Below are 15102 nucleotides of genomic sequence, written 5' to 3' on the forward strand. Positions count from 1 at the left end.
TCTTGCGATGATCGGGCGGTGACCAGGATGGAGCAGTACCCGTACCAGGCGCCCGACCCGGGCCGCCGAGACGCTTCAGGGCCAGGCGGCGGACAGGGCGGTGAACGCGCCCACGACGGCCGTGCGCCGGGCGCCGGACACGGCCAGGGGAACGGCTCCGGCGGGGGCAGCGCACCCGGCCCGACGGGATCCGGCGGAGACGACGGGCACGGGCACGGGCACGGGCACGGGCACTCGCACGGTCACAGCCACGGTCCCGCCGCGCCCGTCTCCCAGCACCTGCGGAAGGTCATCGCGGCGATCCTGGTCCCGTTCACCGCGGCGGTCCTGGTCGGTCTGGTGGTGCTCTGGCCCGGGGGTGCCCCCTCGCACAAGCGCACCGGCGTCGGCTTCGACCGGCAGACTCAGCAGGCCACGGTCACCAGGGTCGTCGAGGTGAGCTGCAAGTCGGTGAACGCCTCCGGCGGGACTCCGACCAGTGACACCTCCACCGCCGAGGGCAACTCGGCGGTGCAGGAAGCGGGGGGTACCTGCAAGAAGGCGACCATCCGGGTCGAGACCGGCAAGGACAAGGGCCGTACGTTCACCGAGATCGTGCAGCCGGACCAGTCACGGCAGTTGCACCAGGGTGAGAAGGTCGTGGTCGCCTACGAGCCCTCGGCGCCCAAGGACCTGCAGTACTCGGTGACCGATGTGAACCGGAAGTTCCCCATGGCGCTGCTCGCGGGAATCTTCGCGCTCGCGGTCGTCGTGGTGGGCCGGCTGCGCGGGGTCATGGCGCTGATCGCGCTGGCCGTGAGCTTCCTGGTGCTGACGCTGTTCATCCTGCCCGCGATCCTGCAGGGTTCGAATCCGCTGCTGGTAGCCGTCGTCGGGTCGAGTGCGATCATGCTCATCGCGCTCTACATGTGCCATGGGCTGTCGGCCCGTACGTCCGTCGCGGTGCTCGGCACGTTGGTCTCCCTCCTGCTGATCGGCATCCTCGGCTCGGAGTTCATCGACTGGGCCGCCCTCACCGGAAACACGGACGACAACACCGGTCTGATCCACGGCCTGTATCCGTCGATCGACATGAGTGGTCTGCTGCTGGCCGGTGTCATCATCGGTTCGCTCGGTGTCCTGGACGATGTGACGGTGACGCAGACGTCGGCCGTCTGGGAGCTGCACGAGGCCAATCCGTCGATGGGCTGGCGCGGGCTGTACCGGGCGGGCATACGCATCGGCCGTGACCACATCGCGTCAGTCGTCAACACGCTCGTCCTCGCTTACGCCGGTGCCGCACTGCCGTTGCTGCTCCTGTTCTCGATCGCGCAGAGCAGCGTGGGGACCGTGGCCAACAGTGAGCTGGTGGCCGAGGAGATCGTACGCACGCTGGTGGGATCGATCGGTCTGGTCGCCGCGGTCCCGGTCACCACCGCGCTCGCCGCGCTGGTGGTGTCGGCCGACCGGCCCGGACCGGGTGCCCCGGCAGCCACCGGAGTACAGCGCCTTCCGGCCCGCGCCGGCCGGGGCCGCCGCCGCAAGCGGTGAGCCGGCACGGCCGGCCGTGTCCTGCGGACCGGGCAAGGCCGACCGTTATATGGAGTCCGCGCCATGCAGATTTGCGCAGAAGCGTTCCTGCGCGTTGCACACGCCACAGCGAAGTGCCCGGCGTCCCCTGCCGTGATGCTTCAGCCGGCGCTCTGTTCCTCGGCCAGGATGCGGTCCAGGGCCTCGTCGAGATGGGCGTCGAAATCGGCCAACGCGCCCTCCTGACCGAGCGGCACGAGCTTGTCCGTGCGGTCCAGAAAGGCCACGAGCGGCGGGGCCGACGAGCGGAACAGAGCCTGGTCACCGCCGACCTGAAGCCGGATCAGCACCTCGCCCAGCACCTCCGTATCGGCGGGTGCGATGTGCACATCCCCCTCTCCGCACGGCCGGCCGACCCCGTCGACCAGCAGCTCCCGCCCGAAGGCCCAGGTCACCGGGGCGTCGCCGGGCAGATGGAAGGTGAGTCGCACCGCATAGGGATCACTGGTCTCGTAGCGCAACTCCACCGGAATGCGGAAGGAGAGCTCCTCCGACACGAGAAAGCTCATCATGACTTCTGCCTGTACGGACTCACGCATCGTCTACCCCGTCATATGACATCGGCTGGCCGGGATCGATCCCTCTGACCGTGGTCAAATCTTGCTGAACGTGCACGGGAGATCACAAGGAGTAATTTTTCAGATGCTGATAGAGAGCGTGAGGGACCCGAGATGGCGCCCGATCTCCGTCTGCAACCGGTGGGCGGCGGGCAGCAGCCGGTCGGCGTGACGGGCGGGCAGGGAAAGGGCCATGGTGGCCGCGGTGGTGCCGACCGTGATCGGCACCGCCGCGCAGACCGTGCCGAGCGCGTACTCCTGACGCTCCACCACCGCCTCCATGCGCCCCAGCCGGGTCAGCCGTCGCAGCAGGGCACCGTTGTCCCGCACGGTGTACGGCGTGATGGCCTGCACGGGATAGCGGGCGAGATGGTCGCGTCGGGCGTCCTCGTCCAGCTGGGAGAGCAGGCACTGACCGATCGCGTGCGCATGGCCGGTCTCGCGGAAGTCCGCCCATTCCTCGACCGCGGGGGCCTCCGGGGAGTCGGAGACGCACATGACCTCGATCTCGCCGTCTTGGTACATCGCGTAGTACACGGGCACACCGATGGAATCACGCCAGTGCGCGAGCGTGTCCGCCACCGTGCTGCGACGTTTCTGCTGCGCTCCGCTACTGCTCAGCCGCTCTACCGCGTCGCCGAGGAAGAACAGCCCTTTCTCGCGGCGCAGATAGCCCTCGTGCACCAGGGTGCGCAGCAGGTGGTAGGTCGTGGGCAGCGCCAGGCCGGTCTCGCGGGCGAGTTGCTTGGCGGTTGCCCCGTAGGCGTGCGCGGCGACGCTCTCCAGCAGCCGCATGGCTCGCTGCACGGATCCGATGAGGGTCGCAGTGGCCGGTGGCCCGGGATGCCCGGAGGCCGGTTGCTCCGGGAGGCCCGCTGACCGCTGACGTCCTGGGGGGTCCGCGGCGTGTGGTTGCCCGGGGACGGCCGCGGCGGGCGCCCGCTGGACGAGGGGCGGGCAGGAGCGCGATGGGGTGGGCGGTGCGTGGGGTTCTGCCGGTGCGGTGTCAACCGTGGCCAAGGGTCACTCCCGAAGCGCGAGGAGGCAGCCCGTGCGGGGGTAGAGCACGGAGGGGGATCTGCGCCACCACGGGCCGGATCCCGTGGCGAGTTCCGGACTCTAACCGTCAGCCACCGCACGCAGGTGGTCTCGCGGGGAAACTTCCCTCCCCCGAGGGAATCGGCCCCTCACCGTTCACCGGTCGCCGGACTCCTCACCAGTCGCTGCGCGATGAAGAGTTCGCCATGAACTTGCGTACGAGGTAAATCAGACCGCCGACCAGGGCGACGAAGATCAGCGCCTTGAACAGCAGGTTGATCACGAATCCGACCACGGTCACTATCAGGCCGCCGAACACGACCAGGGCGATGATCGGCACCGCGACCCACTTCACCCACCACGACAACCCCGCGAAGATCTCTCGCATCGCCCTCGTCCTTTGCGTTCTCGTGCCTCGTCGATGTCCTGCACTCGATGCTAGGGCTGCCGAGGCGGTCCGCGGGGACGCCGTGACCCTTGTCGTCCCCTGACCCGTCCCCTAGGGAACCCCGGGGGGGCCGGACTCAGGCCTCGGGCGGGGAGAAGACGACGAGCACCCTCAGGTCCTCGCTGATGTGGTGGAACTTGTGTGCGACCCCGGCGGGCACGTACACGACGCTGCCCCGCGCCACCTCGGTCGTCTCCAGACCGACCGTGATCGACGCCCGGCCGCTGACGACGAAGTACACCTCGTCCTGATTGTGCGGCTTCTGCGGGTCGTGCTCGCCCGCGTTGAGGGCGTACAGGCCGACCGACATGTTCCGCTCCCGCAGGAACTGAAGGTAGGCACCCTCATTGGCGGCACGCTCCGCCTCCAGTTCGTCCAGCCGGAATGCCTTCATCGCCGCTGCCGCCCTCGCATCACTGCCTCGCTTCCCGTCCGGTCTGCCACGATCAGACACATGAAGAATTTCGTAGTCAAGACGATCGCCAACGCGGGCGCCCTCGCGGTCGCCGTCTGGTTGCTCGACAAGATCACCCTGACGGGTGACAACACGGCCAAGAAGGCCGGCACGCTGATCGTCGTCGCGCTGGTCTTCGGCCTGGTGAACTGGCTGGTCAAGCCGATCGTGAAGGTGCTCACCTTCCCGCTGTTCATCCTGACGCTGGGGCTGATCACGCTGGTGGTGAACGCGCTGATGCTGCTGTTGACCTCCTGGGTGTGCGGCAAGCTCGACCTGAGCTTCCACGTGGAGGGCTTCTGGACGGCCGTCTTGGGCGGTCTGATCGTCTCCGTCGTCTCCTGGGCGCTCCACGTCGTCCTGCCCGACGAGGACTGAACGCGCCATGTCCTACCGCGTCTGCTTCGTGTGCACCGGCAACATCTGCCGCTCCCCGATGGCCGAATCCGTCTTCCGCGCGCGCGTGGCGGAGGCCGGGCTCGAGGGCCTGGTCGAGGTCGACAGCGCCGGTACCGGAGGCTGGCACGAGGGCGAGGCCGCCGACCCGCGCGCCGTCTCGGCTCTCGAGGAGCACGGCTACGACACCGAGCACGTCGCCCGCCAGTTCCAGCCGTCGTGGTTCGCCCGGCTCGACCTCGTGATCGCCCTCGACCACGGCCACCTCGAGACCCTGCGCCGGCTCGCCCCCACCGCGGAGGACGCGCGCAAGATCCACCTGCTGCGCTCCTACGTCCGCCCGTCACCGGGCCCCCACCCCTCGACGAGCACTTCGCCCGTACCGTCTGAATCCACCGGTGACGACCTCGACGTCCCGGACCCGTACTACGGGGGCCGGGACGGCTTCGAGGAGTGTCTTGAGATGGTGGAAGCGGCGAGCACCGGCCTGCTCGCCGCCGTACGGCAGCAACTGGAGGGACGGGCCGCATGAGCGACGCCACCGCGGACGAGGCGCGCACCGGCGACGGCACGCGCGCGGTACGGGCCGGGCTGCCCGAGCCGGTCAAGCACGAGCCGACCCTGCCGGGGCCCGTGTTCGCGGCGCACTTCCACCTGCCCGGCGAGGTGACGGGACCGTACTCCTACGGCCGTGACGACAACCCGACCTGGACGCTGCTGGAGCGCGCCATCGCCGAGCTGGAGGCTCCCGGGCAGGAGAACGTCGAGACGCTGGTGTTCGCCTCGGGCATGGCGGCGATCTCCGCGGTGCTCTTCTCCCAGTTGCGCGCCGGGGACGCGGTCGTGCTGCCCTCCGACGGTTACCAGGTGCTGCCGCTCGTCCGTGCCCAGCTGGAGTCCTATGGCATCGAGGTGCGCACCGCGCCCACCGCCGGCGACGCCCAGCTGGAGGTCCTCGAGGGCGCCCGGCTGCTGTGGATCGAGTCCCCGTCGAACCCCGGGCTCGACGTGTGCGACATCCGACGCCTGGTGGAGGCGGCGCACGCGGGCGGCACTCTGGTGGCCGTCGACAACACCCTCGCCACCCCGCTCGGACAGCGCCCACTGGAGCTGGGCGCCGACTTCTCCGTGGCCAGCGGCACCAAGCAGCTCACCGGGCACGGAGACGTCCTCCTGGGCTACGTCACCGGTCGCGACGCCGAGGCGATGGCCGCCGTACGCCGCTGGCGCAAGATCGTCGGGGCGATCTCCGGGCCCATGGAGGCCTGGCTCGCGCACCGGTCCATCGCCACGCTCCAGCTGCGCGTCGACCGGCAGGACACCAGCGCCCTGCGGGTCGCCGAGGCGTTGCGGCAGCGGCCCGAGGTGTCCGGCCTGCGTTACCCCGGCCTGCCCGACGACCCCTCGCACAAGATCGCCGCGCAGCAGATGAGCCGCTACGGCTGTGTGGTCTCCTTCACGCTGCCCACGCGCGCGCGTGCGGAGCGTTTCCTCGAGGCACTGCGCCTGGTGGAGGACGCGACGAGCTTCGGCGGGGTGCGCTCCACGGCCGAACGCCGCCGCCGCTGGGGCGGGGACGCGGTCCCGGAGGGCTTCATCCGCATGTCCGTCGGTGCCGAGGACCCCGAGGACTTGATCGCCGACCTGCTGCGTGCCCTGGGCGAGTCCGCCGAATGAGCCGGGACGCGTCCGCCGAGTGAGCCGGGACGCGTCGACCTGCTGATGCCGGAGGACGGTCCGAGCCTCCCCCCTTCGTGGCTCGGACCGTCTTCGGTTCCGCGCGCGAAGAACCGCGTCCACAAGGCTAGTTGACTCTCTGTCAGTGTCCAATCACGCTAACGACAGCGGCCTATCGACATATTTATAGTTGGTGCCTGCCCCGGGGGCCGGAGGAAGGCAGGGACAGGGGAGGGCATCCATGGATCTGGCCTTGCTGCGAACCTTCGTCACCGTGCACCGGGCCGGTTCCTTCACCCGCGCCGCCGCCCTGCTCGGGCTCTCCCAGCCCGCTGTCACCTCACAGATCCGCACGCTGGAACGCCAGCTGGGCAGACCTCTTTTCCTCCGGCAGGCCCGCGGGGTGACCCCGACGACCATCGGCGATGAGCTGGCGCACAAAGCCGCTCCGCACCTCGACGCCCTGGTGCAGATAGCCGAGAGCGGCCTGGACGACGAGTCGTCGTTACGGACGCTGCATCTCGCCGGCCCGCCTGAGTTCACCGCCGAACGCGCTCTGCCCGCCCTCACCGAGCTGACCGGCGACGACGGCCAGGGCTTCGCGTTGCGCGCCTCCTTCGGCACCGCGGAGGAAACGCTGGAGGGGCTGGCCGCCGGACACCATGATCTGACCATCAGCACGGCCCGGCCGCGCGGAGCACTGCTCACCGCCACACCTCTCTGCGACGAGGAACACGTGCTGGTCGCCGCCCCGCGCTGGGCGGAGCGGATCGGCTCGGACGTGCTGCGGCTGAAGGGACCGCCGGCCCTGGAGAACCTGCCCGTTGTCGAGGTCCACGAGTCGCTGCCCTTCGTCTCGCGCTACTGGGCCTCCGTCTTCGACTCCCGCCCGGCCGCCTCGGGCACGGTCATCGTCCCCGATCTGCGGGCCGTGCTCGCCTGTGCGATCGCGGGCGCCGGGCTGGCGGTCCTACCCCGCTATCTGTGCGCTTCGGCCCTCGACGACAGAACGATCGTCGGCCTGCACGACCCGGCGGTGCCGCCGCTGCGCACGTACTTCCTGGTGGTGCGCACCGGAACCCTCGCCATGCCCCATATCGCCCGGGCCCACGAGTGGCTCCAGCGGGCGGCCGCGGCCTGGTGCTGAAGGCCCCTTCCAGGGAGCGCACACCCTGCGGTCAGGCGGTGGCTCCTTGTGATGTTTCACGTGGAACCAGCCGGGCCACATTTCTCCCATGACCGTCCGACCCGTGGTCAAGCGCACCGCCCGTGCCGTCCTGCTGGACGGTGACGACCTGATCCTGATCAAGCGCACCAAGCCCGGTGTCGATCCCTACTGGATCACGCCCGGTGGCGGGGTCGAGCCCGACGATCCGACCGTCGTCCACGCCCTGCACCGAGAGGTGTACGAGGAACTCGGCGCCAAGATCACCGATGTGGTGCCGTGCTTCGTGGACACCGTGGAGCACATCGGTGAGGACGGCGGCGCCACCGGTGTGAAGGTGCAGCACTTCTTCGTCTGCCGGCTGGAATCCATGGATCCCTCCCTGCGCCACGGCCCCGAAGTGGACGAGCCGGCCGGTGAGTACGAGATCGTCCATGTCCCGTTCACCCGCGTCGGCATCGCCTCCGTCCATCTCGTCCCGCTGTCGCTACGCCACTACCTGGACGGCAATATCGAGGGGGTACGCGCCATGCACGCTCCCGACCTCGGATAGCGCGGTCAGCCCCCGACGGCGAGCAGTTCCTCCACCGCATCGTGCCGTATGCGGCTCGGCGGGATGCCGATGTTCCGGAGCACGTCGACTCCGCTGCGGATCATTCCGGGCGGGCCCGAGAGATAGGCCTCGTACTCGGTCCAGGGGCCGTACTCGCGCATGGCGTCGGGAAGCCGGAGCCGGGCCTGCTGATCTATGACCGCCCGGACCGACAGCCAGGGGTGGCTCTGCTGGAGCCTGAGCATGGTGTCGATGTCATACAGGTCGCGGTCGGTGCGTGCGCCGTAGAACACCTGGACCGATCGGCGCGCGCCGTGTTCCGCGATGTCCTCGACCAGAGCCTTGATGGGCGCGATGCCGGTGCCGCCACCCAGGCAGAGCAGACCCCTGTCGGTGGTGTGGTCGACGGTCATCGAGCCGACCGGAGGACCGAGGCGTATGACGTCTCCGGGGCGGGCGTGGTGAACCAGCGCGTTGGAGACCCAGCCGGCCGGGACGGCCTTCACATGGAATGTCAGCAGCCCGTCCGAGCGGGGCGCGGAGGCGAAGGAGTAGTGCCGCCACACCCGTGGCCACCAGGGCGTCTCGACGCTCGTGTACTGGCCTGCGAGGAAGGGGTAGGGCTGGTCGGGACGGACGGTGAGGACCGCGACATCGGGGGTCCTGAGGTCGTGCGTGACGATCTCGGCCTGCCACCAGGCAGGAGCCCGAAGTTCGTCCGCCGCCGCCGCGTCGATCATGACCTGGGAGAGCGTCGTGTACGCCCGCACCCAGGCCGCCTCGGTCTCCGGGTTCCAGACTGCGGCGGCGTACTTGCTCAACGCGCCGATCAGGCATTCGCCCACGGCCGGATAGTGCTCGGCGCGCGTCCCGTACTTGCGGTGTCCGCGGCCCAGATGCTGCAGGTAGTCAACGAGGAGGGCGGTGTCGTCCAAGTGCTCGGCCGCGGTGAGCAGGGCCTTCAGCAGACGGTCCCGCTGGGCGCCCATCGCAGCCGGGAACAGCGACCGCAGTTCGGGGTGGCGGACGAAGAGAAGTGTGTAGAAGTAGGAGGTGACCTTGTCGGCCACGGTGCCGATCTCGGCCATCGTGCGGCGAATGAGGACCGCGTCCGAAGACCCCTCCTCGACAACCGGCGCCGAGCGCTGCGCGGGCGCGTTCTGTGGGGCCGGAGCATCCGGGTGCCGGATGGGAACGTCCGCGGTGGAGCCGTCAGCGTTGGGCCGAGCGCCGATAGCCGCCGTGGGCCGCTGCGCGGGGACGCCCGTCAGGGGACGGGTGGTGCCTGGCGCGGCCGGGCGGCCCACCGGCCGCAGAACCGCGGGTCGGCGAACCTCGTCCATCTCCTGATCACCGTCCGGCGGAGGAGCCGATGGCGTGTTGCGCGGCATGAACCAGCCGCCCCCACCCGACATGCCGTTCTCCCCCGACGTGGTGGTCGGAGCGTCCATGGTGTGCCCTCGCCTCGAACGTCTTTCGGTCGGTCCCGATCGGATGCCTCGTTCGCGTACTCGGAAACGCGGGTCTGCGATCTCTCCGTCCCGTTCGGCTACTGCCCCTGCCCTCGGTCCCCACGGGATGCGTGCCCGTTCCGGACGTGAACCGGGGTCGACCCTACCGGGCGTTGCCGCGCAGACAAGTCCCTCCTGCCTTTCTCACGACGCAGGCAGAGGGCGAACCGCGAAGTCCGTCAACTACCGCGCGCCGCTAACCAATTCATAGGCATCCCACAGATCCTGCCCCCTGTAGGAATGGGTCGCGAGCCGGGCCAGGTGACCGTCCGCATTCACCGCTACAGAAACCGGTACGACAGCAAACAGCTCTTTGTCCGACGATGAGTCGCCGTACGCCACGCAGTCCGCCCGCGCAACGCCGAACTCGGCGCAGAGCCGGTCCGCGATGGTCACCTTGGCCGCGGCGCTCAGCACCCCGGAAGGGTCGACGGGCTCGGTGAACGGCACGGCCGGGAAACGGGATCCATGAGCCGCGTGAGCCCCCCCCAGTGCAGCAGGCGTTCCACGAAAAAGGAAGGCGAGAGAGACACCACCGCGCAGTATTCACCCGCGCTTCTGATCTGCGCCCACACCTCGCGGATCCGGGTCAGCCAGGGAGCCGCCTCGAAAGCGGCGTCCACATGCGCCTCGGTCAGGCCCGCCCACAGGTCGTACACCTGCGCCGCGTACTCCGGCGGTCCGATCCGTCCCTCCGCGATCGCCCGGTCCAGCGCCACCGTCTCCGCCTCCAGCCCCAACTGACGGGAAATCTCCACCGGTGCCGTGGTGCGGTGCAACAACGTGCCATCGAGATCGAAGAGATGAAGTCTCGCCATGGCCCTGAGGCTAATCGGCTGCCGATGTTTCACGTGAAACACTCCCACCTGTCTGCGGGCTGTACGCAGGGCTACGACATGGCCAAAAGCACGTATGTCTCCTTCGAAACGGGTGGACGCCGGGGGTGTCGGTCGGACAGCCTGACCTGCGTGCCGACTCCATCCCTCGCCGCTCTGCCCATCCGCCGACTGACGCTTCGCGATCTCACCGCCTGCGCCGACCTGTCCGAGAACCGGGGGTGGCCACGCGAAGAGCACAAGTGGGGCTTCCTCCTCACGGCCGGAAAGGGCTTCGGTATCGACGACCCCCAGGGGGGCCTCGTCGCCGCGTGCGTCGTCACCGAGTACGGCTCGTGGGAACGGCTCGAACTCGGTGCCATCGGCATGGTTCTGGTGGCCGAACGCCATGCCCGTCAGGGCGTCGGACGCCGTCTGATGCAGCACGTCGTGTCAGCCATGGGAACCACCCCACTGACCCTGCACGCCACCCCCTCTGGTCGTCCCCTGTATGAGGAACTGGGCTTCAAGGTGACGGGCCGGGCGGAAATGCTGACGGGCCGCTTCATCCCCGGCGAGCCGGAGTCCGGAGTGCTGACCCGTGCCGCGACCGCGGAGGACCTTCCCAGGATCCTGCGTCTCGACGAGGAAGGGTTCGGCGCCGACCGCACGCCCCTCATCACCCGCCTGCCCGCCTTCGCCGACCAGCTGCGGGTCGCCGAGGAGGACGGCCGGATCATCGGTTACGCGGCCGCGTGGCCCAACATGAACACCCATGTCATCGGCCCGCTGATCGCCCGGGACACGCAGACCGCCAAGGCTCTCATCGCCTCCCTGGCGGCCCATACGGACCGTCCGCTGCGCACCGACATCGACGTGCGCCATCAAGAGCTGCTGGAGTGGGCGAAGGAGCGGGGGCTGGCCTCCGTAGCCTTCAACGCCGTGATGACCTACGGCATCACGGACCTTCCGGGGGACTGGACGAAGCGGTTCGCCCCGCTGACGGTGGCTGCGGGCTGAGGCGTCGCACGACGAATGGTGAGCGGCGCGACGACAGTGGTGCTCATGGAGCTTGCTCCTTTTGCTGAAGTGGAGCTTGCCCGGTACCGGGGACCCCCGGGTGCGGGTGTCTGGCGGGTACCGGTAAGCCGGGCGACTCAGTGGTGGACGGGCGCCCGCTGCCCGGCGGACGTACCGGAGGCGGCCACGGCGCCGTGTGCACCGTCGCGGCGTTCCAGGGCCGCCGACAGGACGGCGAGGACCAGAGCGGCCGCGGCGAGGACGGCACCGACCCAGTTGGGGGCGGTGTAACCGAGGTCGGCCGCGATCACCACGCCGCCGAGCCAGGCGGACAGGGCGTTGCCCAGGTTGAAGGCGCCGATGTTCATGGCCGAGGCGAGCGTCGGTGCGCCGTGCGCCTGGTCGAGGACGCGCTTCTGCAACGGCGGGACGGTGGCGAAGCCCAGGGCGCCGATCAGGGCGATGGTCACGGCGGCCGCGATCTTGTTGTGGGCGGTCAGCGTGAAGAGTGCCAGGACGACGGCCAAAGTGCCCAGGGAGACGTACAGCATCGGCATCAGCGCGCGGTCGGCGAACTTGCCGCCGATGAGATTGCCGCCAACCATGCCGAGGCCGAACAGGACCAGCAGCCAGGTGACCGAGCCGTCGGCAAAGCCGGCGATGTGAGTCATCATCGGCGCGATGTAGGTGATGGCCGCGAAGACACCGCCGAAGCCGAGGACGGTCATCGCCATGGCGAGCAGGACCTGGGCGTTCTTGAAGGCGGCCAGCTCGTGCCGTAGGTGCACACCCTCCGGCCGCGGCACTTCGGGCACCAGCTTGGCGATGCCGGCCAGACCGGCCACCCCGAGGGCGGCGACGATGCCGAAGGTGACGCGCCAGCCGACGTTCTGCCCGATGAGCGTGCCCAGCGGAACACCGACCACATTGGCGACAGTCAGACCGGTGAACATCATCGCGATGGCGCCGGCCTTCTTGTCCGGCGCCACCAGCTCGGCCGCGACGACAGAGCCGATGCCGAAGAAGGCTCCGTGGGCGAGTGAGGCGATCACTCGGCCGATCAGCATGATCGCGAAGATCGGAGCCACCGCGGAGAGCAGGTTTCCGGCGATGAAGAGTCCCATCAGCAGCATCAGCATCCGCTTGCGCGGGACCTTGGTGCCGAGCACGGTCATCAGCGGGGCACCGGCGACCACGCCCAGCGCATAGCCGGTCACGAGCAGGCCCGCCGTAGGGATGGAGACCCCGAAGTCGTCCGCGACCTCGGGTAGCAAGCCCATGATCACGAACTCGGTCGTTCCGATTCCGAAGGCCCCGATCGCGAGGGCCAGAAGCGCGAGAGGCATGGGGAGTTACACCTTCTCAAACGATTGCAGGAGCGCTTTAGCTGCGTTCACAATAGTTGCATACGCGGGCTAAATGCAACCGCGCACAATTGCAGTTGTGCTCTACCCTTGTTTCAGCCGCTCCGGAACGGAGGAACGCCCATGACAGCGACGGACCCCGCGCTCACCGGCCTTGCCCAGGGCTGGTGCGCCCTCTCTGCGCTGCACGGAAAGATCGAGGCGCACATCGAGCGCGCTCTGCAGGCGACACACGACCTGAGCGTGCGCGAGTACTCCCTGCTCGACGTGCTCAGCCGACAGCACGACGGTGAGGGCGGACATCTGCAGATGAAACAGGTCGCCGACGCTGTCGTCCTCAGCCAGAGCGCCACCACGCGCCTGGTGACCCGCCTGGAGGACCGCGGTCTGCTGGAGCGCTACCTCTGCCCCACCGACCGGCGCGGCATCTACACCAACGTGACCGAGGCGGGCCTGCGGCTGCTGGAGGAGGCGCGACCCACCAATGACGCCGCCCTGCGCGAGGCCCTGGACGAGGCCTCCAGGAACCCCGAGCTGGCCCCGTTGGTCAGGGTCATCGAGTCACTGAACGTGCCCGCGTAGGGTGCGGGCATGGGAGATCTTGACATACGGCACGCAACCGCCGATGACTTGCCGGCGATCGTCGCGATGCTCGCCGACGATCCACTGGGCGCCCAACGCGAATCGCCTCACGACCTGACCCCGTACAAAGCTGCGCTGGAGCGCCTCGACGCCGACGCGAACCAGCATCTCGTCGTCGCCGTGCGCGAAGGCCGCGTGATCGGAACTCTGCAGCTCACGATCATTCCCGGGCTCTCCCATCAGGGCGCGACGCGCGCGCTCGTCGAGGCCGTGCGCATCCACGCCGATGAGCGGGGCAGCGGGCTCGGCAGCCTGCTTATCGAGTGGGCGATCGACATGTCCCGTCGGCTCGACTGCCGGATGGTGCAGCTGACGTCCGACAAGACACGTACCGACGCCCACCGTTTCTACGAGCGGCTGGGCTTCACGGCGTCACACGAAGGCTTCAAGCTGAAGTTGTGACGGCGCGGCAGGACGAACAGAACGAGGGCGGTGTGTTTCACGTGAAACACACCGCCCTCGTGTCTTGGGACTAGCGGATCCCCCGCCACCCCTCCGGGTCCACTCCGCCAGGTACGAGAGCCTCAGTGTCGTATGGCTGCCGCGTGAACACGAACGACCCCAGGTCGAGGTGGCTCACCGGCCCGTCCGGGCGTCGTACGGGCCGTAGCGACTCCCCGGCGTAATAACCCTCCAGGCCCGTCCAGGTCCCGTCGCCGTTCGAGCGGAAGCGCGCACGGCGTCCGCCGCCGGTCAGCGGCCCCAACGCGATCAGGCCGTCGGCGCTCACCCGCAGTACGAAGGCATGAGTCCCCCAGTACCACTGTCCCGCCAGCTCCAGGACCGCCGGGTCGACCTCGCGCAGCGGCCGCCAGGGCTCAGGGATCCGGGGCTCCGCCTCGGCGACGATCCGTACGAGGTCGGCGCCCAGCGCACCCAGCAGCGGTCCGCTGGTGCAGTTGGTGAGCACTACCGCTGCCACATCGTCCTCCACACTGATGGTGAGGTTCGCCAGGAAGCCCGGCAGTGAACCGGAGTGCCCGACAAGCAGCCTGCCGTCCCGGCGCAGGATCTGCATCCCCAAGCCATAGGTGGTCCCGTCCATCACGTCCGCAGCCTCGGCGGGCGCCGCCGGGGTCCGCATCTCCCGTACCGACTCCGCACTCAGTACCCGGTCGTCACCCCGGGCCAGAAACGCGGCGAACCGCGCCAAGTCCCCGGTGGTCGACCACAACTGCCCGGCTGGTGCCATCCGTCCGAGATCCTCCAGCGGCTCGGGCAGCATGGCGTCGGCCCACGGATGCACGGCCCATCCCTCCGCGTGCGGCGGCTGCGGCTGCGCGCTCGTCCGGTGCAAGCCGAGCGGCTCGAGGATCTCGCTGCGCAGGACCTCCTCCCAGGGTGCGCCGCGCAGCTCCTCCACCAGCGCGCCGAGCACCGTGTAGCCGGGGTTGGAGTAGTGATGCCGTCGACCGACGGGATGCAGAAGGGGCTGCTCACCAAGCACGTCGCTCAGCTCCGGGCGCAGAGAGCCCGGGGTCCGCTCCCACCAGGGCGCGGGTGACTCAGCCGCCAACCCGGCGGTGTGGGCGAGCAGTTCGGCGATCGTCGCCTCCCCCACGCCGGTGCCCGGCAGATGCTTCTCCAGCGGATCACCGAGATCGAGCAGACCCTCGTCGCGCAGCCGCATCACCAGTACGGCGGTGAAGGTCTTGGTGATGGACCCGATCCGATACTGCAGGTTTTCGTCCGGCGCGTGTCCCTGCACCGAGGCGCGCGCCCCGTGCCACACCACCTGTCCGTCCCGAACGACGGCGGCGACCAGCGACGGCGCCCGCCCTTCGGCCTGCGCGACGGCGATCCGGTGCAGCAAGGCACGCCGGGTGCCGGGGAGCAGCGCTCCATGAGATGTCGACATGAGCCCAGTCCACCGGCTGCTGCGGCGGGCGTCGA

The 15102-nt window shown here is 69.2% G+C and carries 16 protein-coding genes and 1 pseudogene; 9 read left to right on the top strand and 8 right to left on the bottom strand.

Features of this window, described 5'->3' with window-relative positions:
* Window positions 1-27: 27 nt before the first annotated feature.
* The gene (locus tag ABZ079_RS06615) at window positions 28-1530 is read left to right on the top strand and encodes a YibE/F family protein (RefSeq protein WP_356938583.1); all 1503 of its coding nucleotides are present in this window, start codon (window positions 28-30) and stop codon (window positions 1528-1530) included.
* Window positions 1531-1670: 140 nt separating this feature from the next.
* Here ABZ079_RS06615 and ABZ079_RS06620 read toward each other — a convergent pair whose 3' ends face one another.
* From ABZ079_RS06620 to ABZ079_RS06635, 4 genes are all read right to left on the bottom strand, one after another.
* On the bottom strand, window positions 1671-2108 hold the full coding sequence (locus ABZ079_RS06620; protein ID WP_356938300.1) for an SsgA family sporulation/cell division regulator: 438 nt from the start codon (window positions 2106-2108) through the stop codon (window positions 1671-1673).
* Window positions 2109-2207: 99 nt separating this feature from the next.
* Complete coding sequence (locus ABZ079_RS06625; protein ID WP_356938301.1) at window positions 2208-3146, bottom strand: helix-turn-helix domain-containing protein; 939 nt, start codon at window positions 3144-3146, stop codon at window positions 2208-2210.
* 193 nt (window positions 3147-3339) lie between these two features.
* The gene (locus ABZ079_RS06630; RefSeq protein ID WP_356938302.1) at window positions 3340-3552 is read right to left on the bottom strand and encodes a DUF5326 family protein; all 213 of its coding nucleotides are present in this window, start codon (window positions 3550-3552) and stop codon (window positions 3340-3342) included.
* A gap of 136 nt (window positions 3553-3688) precedes the next feature.
* A complete protein-coding gene (locus tag ABZ079_RS06635; protein ID WP_023548672.1) occupies window positions 3689-4006 on the bottom strand; it encodes a cupin domain-containing protein in 318 nt (105 codons plus the stop codon).
* A 60-nt stretch (window positions 4007-4066) separates the two neighbouring features.
* Between ABZ079_RS06635 and ABZ079_RS06640 the strand changes: the two genes are divergently transcribed.
* The 5 genes from ABZ079_RS06640 (at window position 4067) to ABZ079_RS06660 (ending at window position 7857) form a co-directional block, all read left to right on the top strand.
* A complete protein-coding gene (locus tag ABZ079_RS06640; protein ID WP_356938303.1) occupies window positions 4067-4444 on the top strand; it encodes a phage holin family protein in 378 nt (125 codons plus the stop codon).
* 7 nt (window positions 4445-4451) lie between these two features.
* Entirely contained in the window at window positions 4452-4994 is a 543-nt protein-coding gene (locus ABZ079_RS06645) for a low molecular weight protein-tyrosine-phosphatase (protein ID WP_356938304.1), read from the top strand.
* On the top strand, window positions 4991-6139 hold the full coding sequence (locus ABZ079_RS06650; protein WP_356938305.1) for a cystathionine gamma-lyase: 1149 nt from the start codon (window positions 4991-4993) through the stop codon (window positions 6137-6139). The genes ABZ079_RS06645 and ABZ079_RS06650 overlap by 4 nt, the downstream gene beginning before the upstream one ends.
* 241 nt (window positions 6140-6380) lie before the next feature.
* The gene (locus ABZ079_RS06655; protein ID WP_356938306.1) at window positions 6381-7286 is read left to right on the top strand and encodes a LysR family transcriptional regulator; all 906 of its coding nucleotides are present in this window, start codon (window positions 6381-6383) and stop codon (window positions 7284-7286) included.
* Between the two features lie 88 nt (window positions 7287-7374).
* Window positions 7375-7857 (top strand): NUDIX hydrolase, encoded by a 483-nt coding sequence (locus ABZ079_RS06660; RefSeq protein ID WP_356938307.1) that lies wholly within the window; start codon window positions 7375-7377, stop codon window positions 7855-7857.
* Window positions 7858-7862: 5 nt separating this feature from the next.
* Here ABZ079_RS06660 and ABZ079_RS06665 read toward each other — a convergent pair whose 3' ends face one another.
* Together ABZ079_RS06665 and ABZ079_RS06670 are read right to left on the bottom strand one after the other, a co-directional pair.
* Window positions 7863-9308, bottom strand: a complete 1446-nt coding sequence (locus ABZ079_RS06665) for a globin domain-containing protein (protein ID WP_356938308.1) — start codon at window positions 9306-9308, stop codon at window positions 7863-7865.
* 243 nt (window positions 9309-9551) lie between these two features.
* Window positions 9552-10186: pseudogene (locus ABZ079_RS06670) on the bottom strand (HAD-IB family phosphatase).
* Between the two features lie 150 nt (window positions 10187-10336).
* Between ABZ079_RS06670 and ABZ079_RS06675 the strand changes: the two are divergent.
* Window positions 10337-11203 carry a GNAT family N-acetyltransferase gene (locus tag ABZ079_RS06675; protein ID WP_356938309.1) on the top strand — a complete coding sequence of 289 codons (867 nt, stop codon included), beginning with the start codon at window positions 10337-10339 and terminating at the stop codon, window positions 11201-11203.
* Window positions 11204-11340: 137 nt separating this feature from the next.
* On the opposite strand, the gene ABZ079_RS06680 is transcribed toward ABZ079_RS06675, so the two are convergent.
* A complete protein-coding gene (locus tag ABZ079_RS06680) occupies window positions 11341-12549 on the bottom strand; it encodes an MFS transporter (RefSeq protein ID WP_356938310.1) in 1209 nt (402 codons plus the stop codon).
* 141 nt (window positions 12550-12690) lie between these two features.
* On the opposite strand from ABZ079_RS06680, the gene ABZ079_RS06685 reads away from it, so the two are divergent.
* Window positions 12691-13149, top strand: a complete 459-nt coding sequence (locus tag ABZ079_RS06685) for a MarR family transcriptional regulator (protein WP_356938311.1) — start codon at window positions 12691-12693, stop codon at window positions 13147-13149.
* Between the two features lie 9 nt (window positions 13150-13158).
* A complete protein-coding gene (locus ABZ079_RS06690) occupies window positions 13159-13611 on the top strand; it encodes a GNAT family N-acetyltransferase (protein WP_356938312.1) in 453 nt (150 codons plus the stop codon).
* 70 nt (window positions 13612-13681) lie between these two features.
* Here the strand turns inward: ABZ079_RS06690 and ABZ079_RS06695 are convergent, their stop codons facing one another.
* Complete coding sequence (locus ABZ079_RS06695; RefSeq protein ID WP_356938313.1) at window positions 13682-15067, bottom strand: serine hydrolase domain-containing protein; 1386 nt, start codon at window positions 15065-15067, stop codon at window positions 13682-13684.
* Window positions 15068-15102: the final 35 nt, after the last annotated feature.

Source organism: Streptomyces sp. NPDC006314 (genome assembly GCF_040613075.1).
Lineage (GTDB): Bacteria > Actinomycetota > Actinomycetes > Streptomycetales > Streptomycetaceae > Streptomyces.